The organism is Streptomyces sp. NPDC051921 (assembly GCF_040680975.1).
Classification (GTDB): domain Bacteria; phylum Actinomycetota; class Actinomycetes; order Streptomycetales; family Streptomycetaceae; genus Streptomyces.
The window spans coordinates 152,243-171,230 of record NZ_JBFAXU010000006.1 but is presented as its reverse complement, the minus strand read 5'-3'; the positions used below and the strand labels follow the sequence as shown (position 1 = coordinate 171,230).

General features: G+C 71.8%; 19 protein-coding genes. 9 read left to right on the top strand and 10 right to left on the bottom strand.

Annotation, left to right across the window (positions count from 1 at the left end):
- The first annotated feature begins 37 nt into the window (after window positions 1-37).
- Window positions 38-1,303: an MFS transporter gene (locus AB0M16_RS10645; protein WP_365341058.1), complete on the top strand. Its 1,266-nt coding sequence runs from the start codon at window positions 38-40 to the stop codon at window positions 1,301-1,303.
- Between the two features lie 392 nt (window positions 1,304-1,695).
- On the opposite strand, the gene AB0M16_RS10640 is transcribed toward AB0M16_RS10645, so the two are convergent.
- Window positions 1,696-2,703: a HEAT repeat domain-containing protein gene (locus AB0M16_RS10640; protein WP_365341056.1), complete on the bottom strand. Its 1,008-nt coding sequence runs from the start codon at window positions 2,701-2,703 to the stop codon at window positions 1,696-1,698.
- 3 nt (window positions 2,704-2,706) lie between these two features.
- A complete protein-coding gene (locus AB0M16_RS10635; RefSeq protein WP_365341054.1) occupies window positions 2,707-3,378 on the bottom strand; it encodes a HEAT repeat domain-containing protein in 672 nt (223 codons plus the stop codon).
- 147 nt (window positions 3,379-3,525) lie between these two features.
- Between AB0M16_RS10635 and bla the strand changes: the two genes are divergently transcribed.
- The 7 genes from bla to AB0M16_RS10600 all read left to right on the top strand — a co-directional run bounded on the left by bla (window position 3,526) and on the right by AB0M16_RS10600 (window position 9,537).
- A complete protein-coding gene (gene bla / locus AB0M16_RS10630) occupies window positions 3,526-4,443 on the top strand; it encodes a class A beta-lactamase (protein ID WP_365341052.1) in 918 nt (305 codons plus the stop codon).
- A gap of 129 nt (window positions 4,444-4,572) precedes the next feature.
- Window positions 4,573-4,884 (top strand): hypothetical protein, encoded by a 312-nt coding sequence (locus AB0M16_RS10625; protein ID WP_365341050.1) that lies wholly within the window; start codon window positions 4,573-4,575, stop codon window positions 4,882-4,884.
- A 342-nt stretch (window positions 4,885-5,226) separates the two neighbouring features.
- Window positions 5,227-6,723, top strand: coding sequence for an ATP-binding protein (locus tag AB0M16_RS10620; RefSeq protein ID WP_365341048.1), 1,497 nt, complete (start codon window positions 5,227-5,229; stop codon window positions 6,721-6,723).
- A 28-nt stretch (window positions 6,724-6,751) separates the two neighbouring features.
- Window positions 6,752-7,132, top strand: a complete 381-nt coding sequence (locus tag AB0M16_RS10615) for a roadblock/LC7 domain-containing protein (protein WP_365341046.1) — start codon at window positions 6,752-6,754, stop codon at window positions 7,130-7,132.
- Window positions 7,129-7,485: a DUF742 domain-containing protein gene (locus AB0M16_RS10610; RefSeq protein WP_365341044.1), complete on the top strand. Its 357-nt coding sequence runs from the start codon at window positions 7,129-7,131 to the stop codon at window positions 7,483-7,485. The genes AB0M16_RS10615 and AB0M16_RS10610 overlap by 4 nt, the downstream gene beginning before the upstream one ends.
- Window positions 7,466-8,086 (top strand): ATP/GTP-binding protein, encoded by a 621-nt coding sequence (locus tag AB0M16_RS10605; protein ID WP_365341042.1) that lies wholly within the window; start codon window positions 7,466-7,468, stop codon window positions 8,084-8,086. The genes AB0M16_RS10610 and AB0M16_RS10605 overlap by 20 nt, the downstream gene beginning before the upstream one ends.
- Window positions 8,083-9,537 (top strand): cytochrome P450, encoded by a 1,455-nt coding sequence (locus AB0M16_RS10600; protein ID WP_365341041.1) that lies wholly within the window; start codon window positions 8,083-8,085, stop codon window positions 9,535-9,537. Before AB0M16_RS10605 ends, AB0M16_RS10600 begins: the two co-directional genes overlap by 4 nt.
- A gap of 5 nt (window positions 9,538-9,542) precedes the next feature.
- Here the strand turns inward: AB0M16_RS10600 and AB0M16_RS10595 are convergent, their stop codons facing one another.
- The 4 genes from AB0M16_RS10595 to AB0M16_RS10580 all read right to left on the bottom strand — a co-directional run bounded on the left by AB0M16_RS10595 (window position 9,543) and on the right by AB0M16_RS10580 (window position 13,905).
- Window positions 9,543-10,649: a terpene synthase family protein gene (locus tag AB0M16_RS10595; RefSeq protein ID WP_365341039.1), complete on the bottom strand. Its 1,107-nt coding sequence runs from the start codon at window positions 10,647-10,649 to the stop codon at window positions 9,543-9,545.
- Window positions 10,650-11,152: 503 nt separating this feature from the next.
- Complete coding sequence (locus AB0M16_RS10590; protein WP_365341037.1) at window positions 11,153-11,527, bottom strand: peptidoglycan-binding domain-containing protein; 375 nt, start codon at window positions 11,525-11,527, stop codon at window positions 11,153-11,155.
- Between the two features lie 82 nt (window positions 11,528-11,609).
- Window positions 11,610-11,975 carry a peptidoglycan-binding domain-containing protein gene (locus AB0M16_RS10585; protein ID WP_365341035.1) on the bottom strand — a complete coding sequence of 122 codons (366 nt, stop codon included), beginning with the start codon at window positions 11,973-11,975 and terminating at the stop codon, window positions 11,610-11,612.
- Window positions 11,976-12,654: 679 nt separating this feature from the next.
- Window positions 12,655-13,905, bottom strand: coding sequence for a cytochrome P450 (locus tag AB0M16_RS10580; RefSeq protein ID WP_365341033.1), 1,251 nt, complete (start codon window positions 13,903-13,905; stop codon window positions 12,655-12,657).
- A 361-nt stretch (window positions 13,906-14,266) separates the two neighbouring features.
- On the opposite strand from AB0M16_RS10580, the gene AB0M16_RS10575 reads away from it, so the two are divergent.
- Window positions 14,267-15,832, top strand: a complete 1,566-nt coding sequence (locus tag AB0M16_RS10575; RefSeq protein ID WP_365341031.1) for a phospholipase D-like domain-containing protein — start codon at window positions 14,267-14,269, stop codon at window positions 15,830-15,832.
- 80 nt (window positions 15,833-15,912) lie between these two features.
- Here the strand turns inward: AB0M16_RS10575 and AB0M16_RS10570 are convergent, their stop codons facing one another.
- The 4 genes from AB0M16_RS10570 to AB0M16_RS10555 form a co-directional block, all read right to left on the bottom strand.
- Window positions 15,913-17,517 carry a multicopper oxidase domain-containing protein gene (locus tag AB0M16_RS10570; RefSeq protein ID WP_365341029.1) on the bottom strand — a complete coding sequence of 535 codons (1,605 nt, stop codon included), beginning with the start codon at window positions 17,515-17,517 and terminating at the stop codon, window positions 15,913-15,915.
- A 192-nt stretch (window positions 17,518-17,709) separates the two neighbouring features.
- Window positions 17,710-17,928 (bottom strand): hypothetical protein, encoded by a 219-nt coding sequence (locus tag AB0M16_RS10565; RefSeq protein ID WP_365341027.1) that lies wholly within the window; start codon window positions 17,926-17,928, stop codon window positions 17,710-17,712.
- A 102-nt stretch (window positions 17,929-18,030) separates the two neighbouring features.
- Window positions 18,031-18,252 carry a helix-turn-helix transcriptional regulator gene (locus tag AB0M16_RS10560; protein ID WP_365341025.1) on the bottom strand — a complete coding sequence of 74 codons (222 nt, stop codon included), beginning with the start codon at window positions 18,250-18,252 and terminating at the stop codon, window positions 18,031-18,033.
- Complete coding sequence (locus AB0M16_RS10555; RefSeq protein ID WP_365341023.1) at window positions 18,252-18,743, bottom strand: DUF2975 domain-containing protein; 492 nt, start codon at window positions 18,741-18,743, stop codon at window positions 18,252-18,254. Before AB0M16_RS10555 ends, AB0M16_RS10560 begins: the two co-directional genes overlap by 1 nt.
- Window positions 18,744-18,988 lie beyond the last annotated feature (245 nt).

Below are 18,988 nucleotides of genomic sequence, written 5' to 3'. Positions count from 1 at the left end.
TCACCGAGCGGACCCGCCCCCAAGGAGCCAGCACACCGTGACCACGACACCGACCTCCGCGAAGGCCAAGTCGCCCACCCCACCCGGACCTTCGATCCTGCGGGACCCCGCCTTCCTGCGCCTGTGGGCCGGCACGACGGCCGTCGGCCTCGCGACCTGGGCCCTGCCCTTCGTCCTCGGACTCGCCGTCCTCCACCGCGACCTCGACGCCGCCGGACTCGGGCTGGTCCTCGCCGCCCGCACGGCCGGATTCCTCCTCGCCGTCGCCGTCGGCGGGGTGCTCGCCGACCGGCACTCCCGCCGAGCCGTCGTCCTCTGGTCCGCCCTCGCCGCGGCCGTCGCCGCACCCGCCCTCGCCGCCGGCCTCGGCCGGTCCCTCCTGCTGATGACCGTGGCGGCCGCCCTCGCCGGCGCCGGACAGGGCGCCTGCCGCCCCGCGTTCCAGGCGCTCACCGCCGAGACCGTCGAGCCCGACCGGCGCCGACAGGCGAACGCCGCCATGACGATGGCCGTACGGTCCGCCACGCTCGCCGGTCCCGCTCTGACCGCCCTGCTCGCGGCCTTCCTCGACGTCTCCACCCTGCTGCTGGGGATCGGCCTGCTGTGGCTGGTCGCCGCACTCGCGCCGGCCGGGGGGAGCGCCACGGCCGGACGCCCGGCCGAGCCGTCGGCTCCGCGCGCCGCGATCCACGCCGAATTCCTCGAAGGCATACGCGAGGCAGGGCGGCACCCGTGGTTCCTCGCCGGACTGGCCGCCCTCGTGGCGGTGATCGCGCTCGGCTACTCCGCCACCAGCGTCGCCCTGCCCCTGATCAGCCGGGACCGTTACGGCACCGAATGGGTGCTGGCCGCGTCCATGACCGCCTACACCGTCGGCGCCCTCGGCGGGGCGCTGCTCGTCGCCCGCTGGCGACCGCGCTCGCAGGGCTGGGCGGCCCTCGCCGCACTCGGCGCGTACGGCGTCGCTCCGCTGAGCCTGGTGTTCCCCGTGCACCCGGCCGTCGTCGTCGCCGCGTACGCCGTAGCCGGCATCGGGATCGAACTGTTCAACGTGCCCTGGTTCACGGCCACCCAGCGCGAGGTCGCCCCCGACAAGCTCGCCCGCGTGTCCTCACTGGACTTCCTCGTCTCCTACGGCCTCGCGCCGGTCGGCCTCGCCCTGATCGCCCCGGCCATCGACCGCTTCGGGGTCACGCCCGTCCTCGCCGCCTGCGCCGCCGCCTGCTTCCTCGTACCGGCGGCAGCGGCACTCGTCCCCACCACACGGCACTTCGCCCGCACGGGCACGGCGTCAGGGGACTGACCGATCGCCCGCCGTCGCCGCGGGGTGGCAGGGGCCCCTGCCGGAACTCCGCGGGAGGTCGGCGAACTTCGACCGCGGCCGTGACACGGGAGCCCCGTGCGACCTGTCGTCACCAGCTGTCCCTGCCGCCCCCGCCGCTGGAGCCTTCCATGCCGGTCCGCCCCGCTGCCGCCCGCGACGAGGGCCTCCTCCGGCAGGTCCTGCTGGAGGCGCACAACTGGAACGGCGTGCAGAGGTTCACCGCCGAGCAGCTCGCCGCCGACCCCGCTGCCGCGCGGTGCGTGGACCGTCGGCCGCAGGTCGGCGACTTCGGCGTGGTCGCGGAGACGGGGCCGGCGTGCCCGTCTCCGCGGCCTCGGCGCGGTGTCTGCCGGAGGACCGGCCCGGACGTGTCAGGGTGTGTCGCGCAGTTGGAGAAGGTACTTCGCGGTGAGTGCGACAGCGCGGTCCTCGTCATGTGACAGCTCCACCAGGGCGCGTGCCGCCGCGGGCCCCGGGATGTCGGCGAGCGCCTGGGTGAGCCGCCCGCGTGCGGCTGCCCCGGTGGAGCGGTGGGCGAGGTGGTCGACGATGGTACCGGCGATGCCGTCCGCGGCCGTGGTGTCGCTCGCCAGCGCGCTCAACGCGTCGGCGGCGTCGGTGTCATTGCTCCCTGCCACGATCATGTCGACGAGCGTGGGGATCGCCTCGGCGTCGCCGCGTGTCCCCAGGGCCGGCGCGGCGGACCGGCGGACGACCGCGTCGGGGTGGGTGAGGGCGTCCTTGAGGTGAACGGTGGCCTGGTCGTCGGGCAGTTCGGCGAGGGTCTGGACGGCGCGCTTGCGCACCGAGGCGTCCGGTGATCCGAGTCCCTCTGCCAGGAGCGCGGCGCCCCTGGCGGCGTCGGCTCGCGCCAGGGCCCACCTCAGGGCCCCGGCGACGTTCGGGTCGGTCTCGTGCAATGCCGCTTCGACCAGTGCCTCGACGGGTACCGGTAGCTCGTCGGTCGCGGTCAGGGCGGCGCGTTGGCGGGTGTCGGCGTTCGTCGACGCCAGCGCGTGGAGCAGTGAAACGATCTTGAGGACGTCGTTCCAGTCGGTGGGCTCCGCGGCGTCGATCCGGTGGAGCCGGGTGAGCAGCTCGGTCTCCGCGGCGATGCGTTCCCGTGTCTGGCGGACGAGGTCGCCGACGAGCGTGGCGGGCGTGAAGCCGGGGTCGTCGAGCGCGAGCCCGATCTCACGAAGCGACAACCCCAGCGACCGCAGACTCTCGATGTGGAAGATCCGGCGGATGTCCTCCCCGGAGTACTCGCGGTAGCCCGAGCCCGTACGGCCCGAAGGCCGCACGAGACCCAGCGACTCGTAATGCCTGAGCATGCGGGCACTGACTCCGGACCTGCGCGCCACTTCACCGATCAACACGCTTCATTGTCCCGTCGGATCGGCGGGGCCGAGAGCCACGACGCGCTTCGCCTCCTCGATCGCGAACGCGAAGCCGGTGTCGGGTTCGCGGAGCAGATGCTCCGTGGCGAGCGCGTGCGCGCGCACGCGCGGGTCGGGGCCCGCCGCCGCGGCGCGTACCGACGGTTCGATCGCCTCGCCCAACGCGACCAGCGCACGGCTGAGACTCAGCTGCGTCTCCCGGTCGCCGCGCCCGAGCTGCGTCGCCAGCACGACGGCCAGCGCCGACTCCGCACCTTCCGGTACGAGCAGGACCGCGGCCCGCCAGGCGCTGCGCGCCACCTCGTCATCGGCGTCGGTCAGCAGCTCCCGGGTGATCGCCGGCCACACCTGCCGGTCGCCGATCTTGGACAGGGTGTGCAGGGCCTGGCTGCGCGCCTGCGCACGCTGGGAGCGGACGGCACGGATCAGTTCGGGGAGTGTCATGGATTCCGGGTGGCGTGTGAGGGCCCAGGTCAACATCTCGCGGACGAAGAACTCGGGTTCGATCGCGCACCGCTCGACGAGCTTGCCGACGAAGCGCGGGTCGGGTGCGCTGCCGACCGCCAGGGCGGCCCGCAGCCGTACGGACGCACGGCTGTCCTCCAGCGCCTTCAGCGCCCGCGTCGCGGCGTCTTCCTGTGTCGTGATCTTCATGGGATCACCTCCTTGGCCACGCAGTGAAGTCCTTGTCACCGTGTCAAGGTCAAGCCGACCCGCTGCCCGGGTCACTCGCCGGCCGTCCGGCTCGACGACCGGGTAGCCTCGGGAGACCGCGCCGATCGACACGAACGGGATCTCCTGGTGACCCTGGCCTTGACCCGCCGCGCCGCCCTCGCCGCGCTGTCCACCGTCGCCCTCGCTCCGCTCCTCGGGTGCACCACTTCGAAGGGCGACACCGCGGAAAGGGCGGATGCCGCGGCAGGAAGGGCATCGGCCGCCCCGGCGGAGCAGCCCTTCGCGCGGCTGGAGCGGGAGTTCGGCGCACGGCTGGGCGTCTATGCACTCGACACCGGCGACGGGCGCGTCGTCGCACACCGCGCGGACGAGCGATTCGCCTACGCCTCCACCTTCAAGGCACTCGCCGCGGCGGCGGTGGTGCGGAAGAACTCCCCCGCGGGACTCGACCGGGTCGTCCGCTACGGCCGGGACGACCTGGTCGCCCACTCGCCCGTCACCGAGCGGCACGTCGGCACCGGCATGACGCTGCGGGCGCTGTGCGACGCAGCCGTGCGCTACAGCGACAACACCGCGGGCAACCTGCTGTTCCGCGACCTCGGTGGTCCCCGGGGCCTCCAGAGCGCGCTGGCCGAACTGGGCGATGGCACCACGCGGTCCGACCGCTACGAGACCGCCCTCAACGAAGCCGCACCCGGGGACCCGCGTGACACGAGTACGCCCCGTGCCCTCGCCACCGACCTGCACGCCTACGCCCTCGGTCCCGCCCTCGACGCCGAGGGCAAGGCGCTGCTCGTCGACTGGCTGAAGCGCAACACGACGGGCGACGACCTGATCCGCGCCGGCGTACCCACCGACTGGCAGGTCGGGGACAAGACCGGCACCGCGCACCACGGCACCCGCAACGACATCGCCCTCGCCTGGCCTCCCCACCGCGCGCCGATCGTCATCGCGATCCTCTCCAGCCGTGACGCCCAGGACGCCGACCACGACGACCGCCTGATCGCCCGGGCCGCGCAGGCGGTCGTCGCGGCCCTGCCGTAGAGGTTCCGGACAGGCCGGGGAGATCCGGCTGCCTGCGCCGGCGGCGCCCGGCGCCGGAGACCGGGCGTCTGCCGCTGGGGCGCGTCATCGCCGCGCGGAGGGCATCGGCCCGTGGGGTTGGATGGTGTCGTGGCCGGACGACGAAAGACGAAGAAGCCGCCCTTCGGCATCCCCAGGGAGATCATCCTGCTGACAGGCGACCGGGGCGAGTGGCCTTTCACGTTCGTCGCCGACGACGAGGGCGGGGGATGCGGCAAGCTCCCGATGCCCGCCGACGCGACGCCCGATGACGTGCAGGCCAAGGTCTTCGCCGGGCTGGCGGACCTCACTCGCGCCCTCCACGGTGTGGAGATCGACGTCGCGTGGTCCGCCCTGACACCGAAATCGTGGGTCGGCCGGATCACTCCCAGCAACACAGTCACCATGGATCCCCAGGAGTAGGGGTGCGTAGTGCTGAATTCGATCGCTCGATGTCGTTTTCGGTGCACAAACTTGTCGCTTCATGAAGGCGAATTGATTACTGGGAGCCTTCCTTTCATCGAGGTCACACACGAAACATGAACTGACTATGCTCCCCACGTGTGTTGCGCCGGGCCGTGCGGCAAGCGTTCACGAAGATGATCTTTTTGCGGTCTCATTCGAGAACGTTTACGTATTCGATCGAAATCATGTTCCTTTGGCGCGTCGCACCACATCAGTCCGCTCATTCCAGACTGTTTAGGGACACCCTTGATGGTTCGTGCAGGTTCAAGCTCCAGAGCCCGGCCGTCCACGACGGCTCCGGTGTGGCTCATCCCGCCCGGAGTCCTGGCCGGCGCCTTCGCCGTAGGGTTGATCTTCTCTCCGTCGCATATACGGGCACCGATCGCCTGGTGGGGCGTCACCGCGGTCTCCCTCGCGGCCATCAGCTCGCTGGTGACCGCGCGCCTGTCCCGTTCCGCGGAGGCGGCCCGCCACGCGCGGGCGGCGGAGCGGGCCCAGGACACCCACGCGCAGCGCGAGGCCGCCCTGCTCGGACGCCTGGCCGATCAGCGCACCACCACCGTGTGGCTGGCCGAGTCGCTCCTTCCCGCAGCCGTCGCGCGTCTGCAGAAAGGCGACCCCGCCTCGGAGATCCTGCAGTCCGTCTCCTTCGGGGCGCACCTGGACGACGAGTTCACCGAGGCTCTGCGGGGGGCCCTGCGGACGCTCCTGGAAGCGGTGGAGGCCGAGGAGAGCACGCGGGACTCCTCCCAACGGGCCCTGGTGGCGGTCGCGCGCCGGGTCCAGGCGATCGTCCACCAGCTCGCCAAGGACCTCCGCTCCATGCAGATCATCCACGGCACCGACCTCGTGCTCTCCCGTGGACTGCAGGACATCGACCACCGCAACGCGCTGATCGGCCGCCTCGCGGCCAGCATCGCGGTCCTGGGCGACGCCCGGCCCGGGCGCCAGTGGTCGAAGGCCATCCCGCTCTACGACGTCCTGCGGGGAGCGATGTCGCGCATCGTCGACTATCCCCGGGTGAAGCTGCAGGCCGTCACCGAGGCGGCGGTGATCGGGCCGGGAGCCGAGCCGCTGATCCATCTGCTCGCCGAACTGCTCGACAACGCCACGACGTTCTCGCCCCCGCACACCCCGGTCGAGGTGAGCGCGATCGAGGTGCCCTCCGGCATCGCGATCGAGATCGAGGACCGCGGGGTCGGACTCACCGAGGAGGTCCGGCAGCGCATCGCCCGCGTCATGGCGGACTCGTCCTCGGGACTCTTCCTGGCGGGCCTGGGCGAGGTGACCCAGCTCGGCCTGCCGGTCGTGAGCAGGCTCGCCCGCGAGCACGGCTGCGAGGTCGATCTGCGCACCTCCGCCTACGGAGGCGTGCGGGCCGTCGTTCTCGTGCCCCGGCGCCTGATCACCACGGTGGAGCAGCCCGTCGTCAGAACCCCGGAGCCCGCGCGCAGACGCATCGGCGGCCCCCTCCACGCCCGACCGGTGCCGGTGCCTGCGCCGATGGCGGCACCGACACCGATGCCGACACCGACGTCGGCGGCCGTGAGGGACGGTGAGGCGCGCTCCGGCGAGGTCGCCAAGACCGTCAACGGACTCCCTCGCCGGCGCCGGGAATCGCCCGTCCCGACACCGGTCGTCCGCACGGCTCCGACAACCCCCGCCACCCCGGCCACCCGGGGAACCTCCGGCGCGACCCGCCAGCCGGGCCTGATGTGGGAGGCCTTCAACGGTGACAGGACATCGGGCGCCGAACCTTCCACTCCGCACAGCGAGCCGTTTGATGAGGTCGACTAACATGCAGCCACTGCCCAACATTGACTGGATGCTCAACGAGCTCGTGGGCGGCGTCCCGCACGTACGGCACGTCGTCGTCCTGTCCTCGGACGGCCTCTGCATCGGCCAGGCCAACACGGCACCCGACACGGCCGACGCGATCGCCGCCGCCTGCTCCGGCATCCAGAGCCTGGCCAGGGCCATCGCGCAGATGTTCCCGCACGGAGACGGCTCGACGCGCATGGTGGGCATCGAGGCCGACGGCGGGTACTTCTCCCTGATGGCGGCCGGCCCCGGCGCGTACCTCGCCGTACTGGCCGACCAGGAGGTGGACGCCGGGCTGCTCGGCGACCGGATGCGCACGCTGGTGGTACGGATCGGGCAGCACATGACCAGCCCGCCTCGAGATGACGTCCGGCAGGCGATGTGACCTCGGAGAACCAGTCCCCCTGGGACGAGGGCACTCCCGTTCCGCTCTACGTCATCACAGGGGGCACAGGGCCCTCGGCCCAGACCTTCGACCTCGTCACCCTGATCGCGACCAGGTCCGAGCCGGAACCCTCGATGCAGCCCGAACTGGCGGCCATCCTCACCATGTGCGAGTACCCGCTGTCGGTGGCCGAGGTCTCCGCCTACCTCAGCCTGCCGTTCAGCGTCGTCACGGCGCTGCTGTCCCAGCTCGTCGAGGACGAACGGGTCGAGGCGATCGCACCCGTGCCCGTCGCGGCCTGTCCCGACCGCGGCCTATTGGAGGCGGTGATTCATGGACTACGCAGACTTTGACCGACGCACGGCAGGCCCACGCGACACCGACGTGCTGCTGCCCCACGGTGCCAGGGGCGTCAAGGTCGTCGTCGTCGGAGGCTTCGGCGTCGGCAAGACGACCATGGTCGGAACGGTGAGCGAGATCCCTCCGCTGACCACCGAGGAGACCATGACCCAGGCCGGGGTCGGGATCGACCACAACCCCGGCGCGGCGGGCAAGAACACCACGACCGTCGCGATGGACTTCGGCCGGATCAGCATCAACCAGGAGCTGATCCTCTACCTGTTCGGGACTCCGGGCCAGGAGCGCTTCTGGTTCCTGTGGAACGGAATCTTCGAAGGCGCGCTCGGCGCCGTGGTCCTCGTCGACACCCGCAGGATCGAAGTGTGCTTCGAGGTCATCACGCGCCTCGAAGACCGCCGCGTCCCCTTCATCGTGGCCGTCAACGCCTTCCCCGAAGCACCGCAGTACCCCGAAGAAGAACTGCGCACGGCACTGGCCCTCAGCGACTCCGTACCCCTCGTCACCTGTGACGCACGGGACCGGGCGTCCTGCCGCGACACCCTGCTCTCGCTGATGGTCTACCTGTGCACCCTCGCCGCCCAGGAGACCGCATGACCCTTCCGCCCCCCGAACACGCCACCGCGGAGCCCGGAGTGCTCCCCCCGCCGTCCTGCCCGGCCCACGCGGCCACCGGACCCGGCGGAGCGGTCCGGCTCTTCGGCACCGCCGCGGAGACGGACCCCATGGGCCTGTACGAGGAGCTGCGGGCCGCCCACGGCCCGGTGGCACCCGTACTGCTCGACGGCGACGTACGCGCCTGGCTCGTCCTCGGGTACCTCGAGAACCGTGACGTGGCGACCCGCTCCACCCAGTTCTCCCGCGATCCCAGGATCTGGCACGGCTGGACCAGCGGGGAGATCGACGCCGCCACCTCGCCGCTCGTGCCCATGATCGGCTGGCGTCCCGACTGCGTCTGCGCCGACGGCGAGGAGCACCAACGCCTGCGCAGCGCGGTCACCGCCTCGCTCGACCAGTTCGACCAGCGTGGCCTCCGTCGCCACATCAACCGCTTCGCCCACCAGCTGATCGACTCGTTCTGCGAGAGCGGCGAGGCCGAGCTCGTCGGCCGGTTCACCGAGCACCTGCCCATGCTCACCCTGACGCATCTGCTCGGCATGTCCGACGAGGGCACCCCGCGGCTCGTGCACGCCGCGCGCGACCTCTTCAAGGCCACCGAGACCTCGCTCGCCAGCAACGCGATCGTCGTGGAGAGCCTCGAACAGCTCGTCAGGGCCAAGCACCTGCGTCCGGGCCAGGACATCGCCTCCGCTCTGCTGGCCCATCCGGCGGGCCTCACCGACGAGGAGGTCGTGCAGCACCTGCGCCTCATCCTCCTCGCCGGGTACGAGACCACCGCCAACCTCATGTCCAACGTCCTGCGGATGGTGGTGACCGACCCGCGGTTCCGCGGGTCGCTGGCCGGCGGACAGATGACCCTGCCCGAAGCCGTCGAGCAGGTCCTGTGGGACGAGCCGCCGCTGATGGTCTGCCCCTCCCGGTACGCCAAGGGGGACACCACCCTCGGCGGACAGTCCATCAAGGCGGGGGACATGCTCCTGCTGGGCCTGGCCGCGGGCAACGTCGACAAGGTGATCCGCCCCGACCCGTCGACGCCGGTGCACCACAACCGCGCCCACCTGTCCTTCAGCGCCGGCAGCCACGAGTGCCCCGGCCAGGACATCGGCCGCATCATCGCCGACACCGGCGTCGACATCCTGCTGACCCGGCTTCCCGACATCGCCCTGGCCGTTCCCGAGGCGGACCTCACCTGGCGCTCCTCCACCTGGGCCCGCCACCTCACCGCGCTGCCCGTCCGGTTCGCCGCGCGTCCCGCCCGGAGCCAGCAGATCCCGGTACCGCTCCCGGCGCCCCCGCCACAGAGCGGCCCGACGCCGTCGTCGCCGGTGCCACCGGCGCCACGCGATGTCCCCGCGTCCGACCGCAGGCAGCCTGACGCCCGCCCCTCGTGGTGGGCGCGGATCGGACGTCTCCTGCTGCGGCGATAGGTCCCTCACGGCTGGGCGTCGACACCCAGCCCCACGACCGAAGGGGGTGCGGGCACGCGTGTGTCGGTGCCCCCTCGGTGCCGCGGGTCGGGGGGCGCGTCCGCGGCGACGTACCGAGGTGCTCCGGTGTACCAGGCGTAGAGGCCCGACAGGAAGCTGCAGGCCCCGCCGATCCATGTCTCCAGCTCGGCGCGCTCCTCGGGCTCCGAGCGGGAGCGCCGGGCCAGCCGCCTGACCCCGTCCCGCCGGAGCTGCTCGAAGTCGCGCAGCCGGGTGTTCACCAGGCGGACCGCGGCGGGCACGGCTTCCCGGAGGGGGATCCCCAGCGACGTCGCGATCACCACGACGAGGTTGTTGACGTCGTGCTCCTCGTGCACCTCCCGCTCGTAGGAGGCGATGTCGTTGGCCAGACCCATGACGTCCATGAACGCGGCCAGCAGTCCGCGCACGGTCCGACTGCCGCGGAGGCGCTCCGGTATTCGCGCACCGGTGGCGAGCTCGACCGAGTAGGGCGCGGTGTGGGCGGCGAAGCTCTCGCGCCGGAAAGGCGCGTAGTCGATCAGGTGGGGAACACGCCCGGCGCGGCTGTTGGCCAGTTCCTCGACGCCGGCGTCGACGTACCTCGCCAACGCCCGGTTGAACTCCTGCCTCCAGTGTCCCAGCCGCGGAGGGAACAGCTGCTGCTGCAGGTCGGCGATGCCCCGCTCGACGGCATTCACGGGCTCCGGCAGTCGGGCCCCGCTCTCCGGGCGCAGGAACGCGTGGAGCCGGGCGGTGAACTCCAGCGCGCCCGGGAGGTCCCCCGTCCGCTTGAAGGCCGAGGCGAAGTAGTCGTCCCACGCCAGGGCCCAGATGTTGAAACGGTGGTTCAGGCGGAGGTCGGCCGGGGCCGCGTCGGGAAGCGTCCACGCGGTGAGCTGGTCCACCGCCATGGCCCGGTACTGGGAGCGCGTCCAGATCGCGTGGGGGGACGCCCGTCCTTCGTCGTCGTTCACCATGCCCATCTCGCGCGCCCAGCTCTCGCTCTCCGCGCGCAGACCCGAGAGGTGGGGATTGACCCGCAGGGGATGAGGCATCCACAGTTTCGGGAGCTCGACGGCATGCACGGTCATGGTCATTCCATCTCCCTCGAGGGAGGGGGCGGGGCGGTGGCTCCTCCGTCCCCTCCGGGTCGACTGCCGGTTCCACGCCCGGACAGGCGTCGCCCCGAGCCACTGATGGCCGGAACTGCCCCCTGAGCGACCCTCCAAACCTGCCCGCGTGGCCCGATCCACAACCCCTGCCCCGCCGAACGGAGTTCAGCTCCGGGTCGACGTCGGAACGAGCGCCCCCGGTTCCACGGCCTCCGGGTCACCAGGAGTGCGGTCGAGGCCACCGGCTCGACGGCCGGTCGCGTCGAGGACGCACGGCCCGAGGCTCGCCCACGCGGGGCGAGCAGCGCATGCACGGGCAGGCCGACCCAGGACGTCCGCCGCGGTGCCGAGCCCGGCCCCGGGAGCGCGCGTCGCCGGAAGGCGTTCCGCGCGCCGGCGCCCGGCGCCCGCGCCCGCGCGGGCGGCGGCGCGGGGCGGGCGGCGGGAACCGCCCGCACCTGCGGCGGGCACGTGGACGTCGGTCACCAGGAGGTGGGGACGACTCCGTAGCAACCGCTGTCGATGGGCGCGATGAAGTTGCCGTAGAGCTGGTCGCCGGTCTGGCGGCCCACCACGCCGTCCACCGACAGCATGCTCCACGTCTGGTAGTCCTTGACCATGGCGAGGGTGGCGTTGCCGAAGATCCCGTCCACGGCCAGGGCCGGCTTGGGCGTGTGGAGCGGCACCGTGGCGTTCCAGAGGTTCAGGCCCTTCTGGATGCACGAGACCGCGTAGCCGGTGTTGCCGTAGCGGATGTTGGAGGCGCTGGTGCTCGCCTCGGCCGACGGCGCGACTGCCGCGGTGAGCAGGAGGGTGGAGCCGACGGTCAGGGCGGCCTTGCGGAATGCGGACGTCATCTGCGTGTGATCCTCTTTCATGTGGTGCGTACCTTGCCGCTCGGCGTCGGGCGCGAACGGCTGCTGACTGGTCGGGGGAGCTCTAGTACCCGGACGGCGTGGGCAGGTAGCCGAAGCAGTAGCCGTGTCCGGCGTAGATGTCCGTGGCGTCGTAGTTCAGGAGTCCCCGGCCGGTGAGGGGACCGACGATCCCGTCCGCGGGACCGGTGTTGTCGGTGTTGGCCTGGAAGTCGATGACGGCGGAACGGGTCTGCGGGCCCCAGACGGAATCCTCGGCGACGGCGGCCTTTCCGGCGGCCCGGCGGTAGTCGTTCACCAGGTGCTGCACGCACCAGACGGCGTTCTTGTTGTTGCTGTAGCCGTCACCGACATACGGTGCGCCTACCTGCGCGGAAGCCGTGCCGACGGCGGCCGCCGCCGCGATGGCGGTGGTTGCGACGACGGTCACGCACCGGATCAGAGCCTTCATCTGTCCGTTCGCTCCTCGTGGTGTATCGACGGGTGTAAGGGCCGGCACGCGGCCGCGTCGCCTGAGGGACGTGCTTCACGTCGACGCGGGGGTGCCCGGGTGCAAGGCTCGCGCCGGTCGCGTCGCTGTGTATTGGACAAAACCGAACCGGCGCGGATGCCTTGCGGAGCACCGGCGGTCGGGGGTACGAGGGGGCGTCGCCCCGACTCCGGAGGTCAGGTCACCGGAGCGGGTGGGCCCTCTGCTGCCGGGCCGGGAGGGGGGAAGCTCAGCCCGTTCTCGTCGAGAGCGTTGAAGACGCTCACGCGGCCCGTGCGGCAACGGCGAGCGGTGCCGCGGGAGGTGCGCGCCCGAAGGCGAAGCTGACGTCCACGTCGCCGTCGACGATTTCCTGAGCCGGGTCGTTGCTGCCCGTCCACTCGAGCAGTTCGACAGCGGCCGGTAGCCCGCGATGCCGAATCCGAGCGTGGCGTCATCCGGTCAGAGGGCCAGAGGGCCAGAGGGCCAGAGGGCCAGAGTGCGAGGGGGCGAGGGCGCGAGGCGAGCGCCGCGGTGCGGCGGCGTGCCCCGGTCCACCGGCTCGGCGGAGCGCCAGCTCTCCCCTCCCGCCGCGGGCCCGGTGGCGGCGGGGGAGGGGAGAGAGGAGGCACTCCGGGCGTCAGACCCGGTGCAGCGGCCGCACCGGGAGCGCTTCGACGCTGTTGCCGATGAAGCTGCGCTGGCGCGGCAGTTCGGCCTCGGGGGCGGCCAGGTCGAGGTCCGGGAAGCGGGTGAAGAGCCGTTCCAGGGCGATCGTGGCCTCGAGGCGGGCGAGCGGGGCACCCACGCAGTAGTGCACGCCCTGGCCGAAGGAGAGGTGACGGGCCGCGCCGGGCCGGGTGACGTCGAAGCGGTCGGCGTCGGGGCCGTGGAAGGCCTCGTCCCGTCCGGCAGCGGTGTACCCGGCGAGGACCGGCGTGCCCTGCGGGATCACGGTGTCGCCGAGGGTGAGGTCGCGGGTGGGGTAGCGGAACGGGAACCAGCTGACCGGCCCGTCCCAGCGCAGCGTCTCGTCGACCACGTCCGACCAGGTGGCCTTGCCCTCCAGGACCAGCGCAAGCTGGTCACGGTGGGTGCAGAGGGCCCGCACGGCATTGCTGATCAGGTTCAGGGTGGTCTCGTGGCCGGCGACGAGCATCAGGCGCATCGTGCCGATGAGTTCGGCCTCGCTGAGCCGGTCGCCGCCCTCCTCGCGAGCGGCTATGAGGGCGCTGGTGAGGTCGTCGCCGGGAGCGGCCCGGCGGGCGGCCGCGATCGTGCCGAGCAGCTCGACGAGCTCGCGTACGGCGGCCATGACCTCCGCCGGGGTGGTGTCGGTGGCGATGACCACGGTGTAGGTGAGGTCGTGCAGCCGGCCGCGGTGTTCGGGGTCCACGCCGAGCAGCTCGCAGATCACGCTCATCGGGAGCGGGAGCGCGAAGTGGGTGCGCAGGTCCGCGACGCCGTCCGGGTCCTCGGCGGCCGCCCGGCCGAGGTCGTCGAGGAGGTCGGCGGTCAGTTCCTCGATGCGCGGCCGCAGCCGCTCCACCTGGCGGGTGGTGAAGGCGTTGCCGACGAGCGAGCGCAGCCGCCGGTGGTCGGCGCCGTCGGCGGTGTGCATGCCCTGGGCATTGGCGAACACCCGCAGAGGCCAGTCCGGCGGGATCGTGCCGTCGTTCAGGGCCGGGCAGTGGCGGGAGTCCTTGGCCACGTCGGGGTGGGACAGGAATTCCTTGAGCGCGTCGTGCCCCAGGACGACCGCCGCGGGCACGCCGCCGGGCAGCACGACGCCCGCGACGGGCCCGCGTGCCCGCAGCTCGGCGTTGAGGGCGTGCGGGCAGCCGCCGGCGGGATCGACGACGTGGGCGGGCGCGGGGGTGTGCGAGGACAAGTCGGGACTCCTGACCGTATGAACGAATACCGGCCAACAGTGCTGTGCCGAGGGCCGGTTGCACAAGTCCGCACCGGCGGCCCCCGGGGCGAGGCGACGCCGGATCCGGCCGGGCCCGTTCGGCTTCCGTGAACGGTCTCGCGACAACGCTCCCGCTTCGCGGGCGTTCCGGAGGCAAGGCTGCGTGCCGTACCAGGCCACGAGCTCCGAAAGCGGCTGAAAGTGCCTCGGGCTGGGGTGAATTGGGGGCTACGGACTGGTAACTTACCGAAGTTGATCAAGGTCGAGGCACCGGTCAGGAAGCCCTCGGCCCGAGCCACCCCCCAATCAAGGAACCACATTGGCACGCACCATCCGCACGATGGCCCTCCCTCTCGCGCTCTCCGGCCTCCTGCTGACCGCCGCGCCGGCGTCCGCCGACGCACCCACCCCCCACCTGGACGCGGTGGAGCAGTCGCTGCGTCAGGTCTCCCCGGGCCTGGAGGGCTCGATCTGGGAGCGCACGTCCGGGAACCGACTGGGTGCCTCCGCCCCCGGCGCCTCGGACTGGCTCCTCCAGACCCCGGGTTGCTGGGGCGATCCCACCTGTGCCGACCGGTCCGGCTCCCGACGCCTGCTGGAGAAGGTGCGCGAGGACATCGCGAACGCCCGTCAGAGCGTGGACATATCCACCCTGGCCCCGTTCCCCGACGGCAGCTTCCAGGACGCGATCGTGGCCGGCCTGAAGGAGGCGACGCAGAAGGGCAACCGGCTCCGGGTCCGCGTCCTCGTCGGTGCCGCGCCGATCTACCACGCCAACGTGATCCCGTCCTCCTACCGCGACGAACTGGTGCGCAAGCTGGGCCCGGCGGCCGCGAACGTCACGCTCAACGTGGCCTCGATGACGACGTCGAAGACCGGCTTCTCCTGGAACCACTCCAAGCTGGTGGTGGTGGACGGCAGCTCGGTGATCACCGGCGGCATCAACAGCTGGAAGGACGACTACCTGGACACCACCCACCCGGTGAACGACGTCGACCTCGCGCTGTCCGGCCCGGCGGCGGGCTCCGCCGGCCGCTACCTGGACGCCCTGTGGGACTGGACCTGCCGCAACAGGAGCAGCTGGACCACGGTCTGGTTCGCCTCCTCCAACGGCGCCGGCTGCCTGCCCACCCTGCCGCGGCCCGCCGCCCCGGCGGGCGGCGGCGACGTCCCCGCGCTCGCGGTGGGCGGCCTGGGCGTCGGGATACGGCAGAGCGACCCGTCCTCGACCTTCAGGCCCGTCCTGCCGACCGCCTCCGACACCACCTGCGGCATCGGAGTGCACGACTACACCAACTCCGACCGCGACTACGACACGGTCAACCCGGAGGAGACCGCCCTGCGGGCGCTCGTCGCGAGCGCGAGCGAGCACATCGAGATCTCACAGCAGGACATGAACGCGACCTGCCCGCCGCTGCCCCGCTACGACATCCGGCTCTACGACACCCTCGCAGCGAAGCTCGCCGCCGGCGTGAAGGTGCGCATCGTCGTCAGCGATCCGGCCAACCGCGGCACCATCGGCAGCGGTGGCTACTCGCAGATCAAGTCGCTCTCCGAGGTCAGCGACGCCCTGCGCGGCCGCCTCAAGGTGCTGACCGGCGACGAGGGCACGGCCAGGACCGCCATGTGCGGGAACCTGCAGCTGGCCACCTTCCGTGCGTCGGACAAGTCGACGTGGGCCGACGGCAAGCCGTACGCCCAGCACCACAAGCTGGTCTCCGTGGACGACTCGGCCTTCTACATCGGCTCGAAGAACCTCTACCCGTCCTGGCTCCAGGACTTCGGCTACGTGATCGAGAGCCCCGCCGCGGCCCGCCAGCTGGCGGACGGGCTGCTCGCGCCGCAGTGGAGGTACTCGCAGGCGACGGCGACGTACGACTACGCGCGCGGCGTCTGCCAGGGCTGATGCCTCCGGGCGTGTGGTCCCGGGCGGGTTGACAGGTGGGGGCGGGACGGGGCGCGAGACGTCTCGCCCCCACCCGGTCTTCACGGTTCGACGTAGGCGACGAGTTGCATCATGCCGAGGTCCTCGTGGTGGAGGTGGTGGCAGTGGGCGATGGCACGGCCGGTGAAGTCCTCGTACTTGACCAGGAAGGTCACGGAGTCGCCGGGGGAGCCGCCGACGAGGCCGACGGTGTCGTGCCAGACCGGCGGGTCGAGCCGTTCGCCGTTCCTGTGCGTGACGAGCATCGGGTTGGTGTGCAGGTGGAAGGGGTGGTTGAAGGCCCCCCTGACCTCGTCCGTGCGGACGGTCCACCGTTCGACGGTCCCGAGTTCCAGGGTGTGGTTGACGAATGCGGGGTCGAACAGGCCGTAGGCAGGATCGCGGGTGAGGTCGCCCCCGGGGTCGGCGGCGGGGGTCGGGTTGCTTCCCAGCATGCGGTACGCCGTGGGGAACGCGCCTCCGAAGACGCCCGGGTCCGCGTGGAGGACGACCTCCCTGTCGGCCTCGGGGTTGGCGATGTCGTTCTCGTCGAGGAACGGCTTGCCGGGTGGCAGGGTGGCCGGCAGCTGCATCACGGGTTCGACGGGCGTGCCCGTCACCTGGATCGTCATCAGCGGTCCGGCCACGCCGTCGGCCCGTAGCTCGTACGTTCCCGGCGGGCCGCCGCGGACCAGAACGTCGGCGCGGTTGCCCATGGCCAGGCTGACGAGGTCGCGGGCGACCGGCGTGGCGAAGGTGACGCCGTCCTGCGCGATCTGGTGCATGGTCAGGTCGCCGTCGGCCCCGGTCACCGTGAGCCGGAGGGCGGTGAACGCGGTCGCGGCCACGAGGCGCCAGCGCTGGACCTCGCCGGGGCGCATCGTGAGGGTGGGGTTGACCGTGCCGTTGACGGTGAAGGTGGACGGGATGCCGGCCACCCAGTTGCCCGCGGTGAAGGCGGGGACCTTGCCGTCCTTCAGTTTGAGTTCGTTGACGCAGACGACGAGGTCGGCGGCCGCCTTGAGCTCCGGCACCTCGTCGACGTCGCCTTCGACGACGATCACTCCGGCCATGCCCCCGACGATCTGCTCGGCCGTCGCTCCGTGCAGATGCGGGTGGTACCAGTAGGTCCCCGGCGGGTGGTCGGCCGGCACGTCGATGGTGGTCACGTAGTGGGGTTCGGGGGCGCCCGCGGATGCCTCGTCGGCGGTGCGCGGCGCGAACTCGAGCAGGACGTTGTCGGCGTTCCCGGACGGCGAGACGTGCATCCCGTGGGTGTGCAGGTTGAAGCTGTTGGCGTGGTGCGGCCTGTTGTGATTGCCGTCGTGGGGCTGGTTCGGCGGCAGGCCGTTGACGTGCGTCAGCCGAAGGGTGTCGCCGGCGCGCAGGCGCAGGGTCGGCCCCGGGATCGTCCCGTTGTAGGTACGCGTGGTGACGTTCCCGTAGCCCGGGATCAGGGTCTCCGTGTACCGGACGTCGAGCGTCTGGTCGAGCACGGCCGGCATCGGGCCGAGCACCGCCCGCGGGGTCGACACGACGGGCTGGGGAAAGGCCGTCGAGGCAGCGACGGCAGGTCGCGCGAGGGCCCCGTCCGTCGCCGCCGCGAGCACGCCGACGGGGATGGCCTTCAGTACCCATCGGCGACTGATTCCGCTACTTGCTCCCATAGCGGGGAAATCTAGATCAAATCGGTCAAACCGTGCGAGCGGCACACCGCAGGCCCGCGGGCTGCGCTCCCTCATCCACCGGGGCCCTTGCCGCTTCACCACCCGGCCCGCCGACTCGCCGCTCCTCGCGAGGGTCCGTCGTGCCGGGCCGCGGGCTGTCCGTGGGCGGCCGGTCGGGGCGGGATCCGCCCTTCAGGACGTGGCGTTCAGGTTCCTGATGGTCCCGCCGACGGGAATGAGGCCGTCACCATCGGGCTTCATCTCGTTCGGATCGACCGGCAGGGCCTGCGTGACGGTGGAGGTGTCGACGGGCAGGGCCGACGTGACGTTCCCGACGCCGGAGGCGTGCGCCGGGGCTGCGATGGCGAGGCCCGTGAGGGTGAGCGCAGCGGCAGTGATGATCTTCTTCATGTCCTGAAGAACGACCGGCTCCGATTCGGGTCACGCCTGCCCGGTCGTCGGGCCGGCGGTCCCGGCCGCCGCCGGGCGACTTGGCCTCTGTCGTGCGGTGCGTCATCCGTCGGCACTGTCCTCGCCCTCCCAGCGCAGCAGGTCTCCCGGCTGGCACTCGAGGACCTCGCAGAGTGCGGCGAGGGTCGCGAAGCGCACGGCCTTGGCGCGCCCGTTCTTGAGTACCGCCAGATTGGCGGGCGTGATCCCCACCCGGTCCGCCAGCTCGCCCACGGACATCTTCCGCCTGGCCAGCATCACGTCGATGTCGACGGCGATGGGCATCAGATCACCTCGTCCAGCTCGGCCCGCATCTGCGTCGCCTCGACGTCGCGCGCGACGGCCTGGGCGAGCAGCATCCGCAGGACGAGCACGATCAGTGCGACCCCGAGGATGGCCAGTCCGATCCCGCCCATGATCACGGTCACGCCCGGGTCGTCCCGCTGGCCCGGTGCGTTGATGCCCGTGACCGCGAACCACAGCAGGGCGGCCGCCACGATCGCGCCGATCACGCCGTCCACGTATCGGAAGGCGGCGTGGGAGAAGACCGTTCCGCGCCGCACCATCGTCACCAGCCGCCACACGCAGACCAGGGCCACCTGGGCCGACGCCATGCCCAGGATCGTGATCACGCGCAACGGGGTGAGGGGGAGCGAGCCGTCCTCCGGGTCGTTCCCGCTGATCAGCGTCCACGCCATCAACGCCTGTACGAGCACGGTGCCGGCGAGCACCACCGCGAGCACGGCGCGCAGCGCACGCACTGTCAGTTTCCCCATGACCCATCCCTCCATCGAGTGACGATGGGAATCTATCGAATGTCGATAGGTCCGGCAAGGCTCGGGCGACGGCCGGGGCTGGTCCACCCTCGGACTTCGAGGCGCCCGGGTCCTGCGTGAGCGGCGACGGCGGCACAGGCCGTACCGGCGTCGCGGGCCTCCCCCGCGTCGCTCGTGCGCCGTGCCTGCGCATGCACGTCGGATCGAGCCTCCCTACGATGAAGGCGTACGTCTCGCTGTGCTGT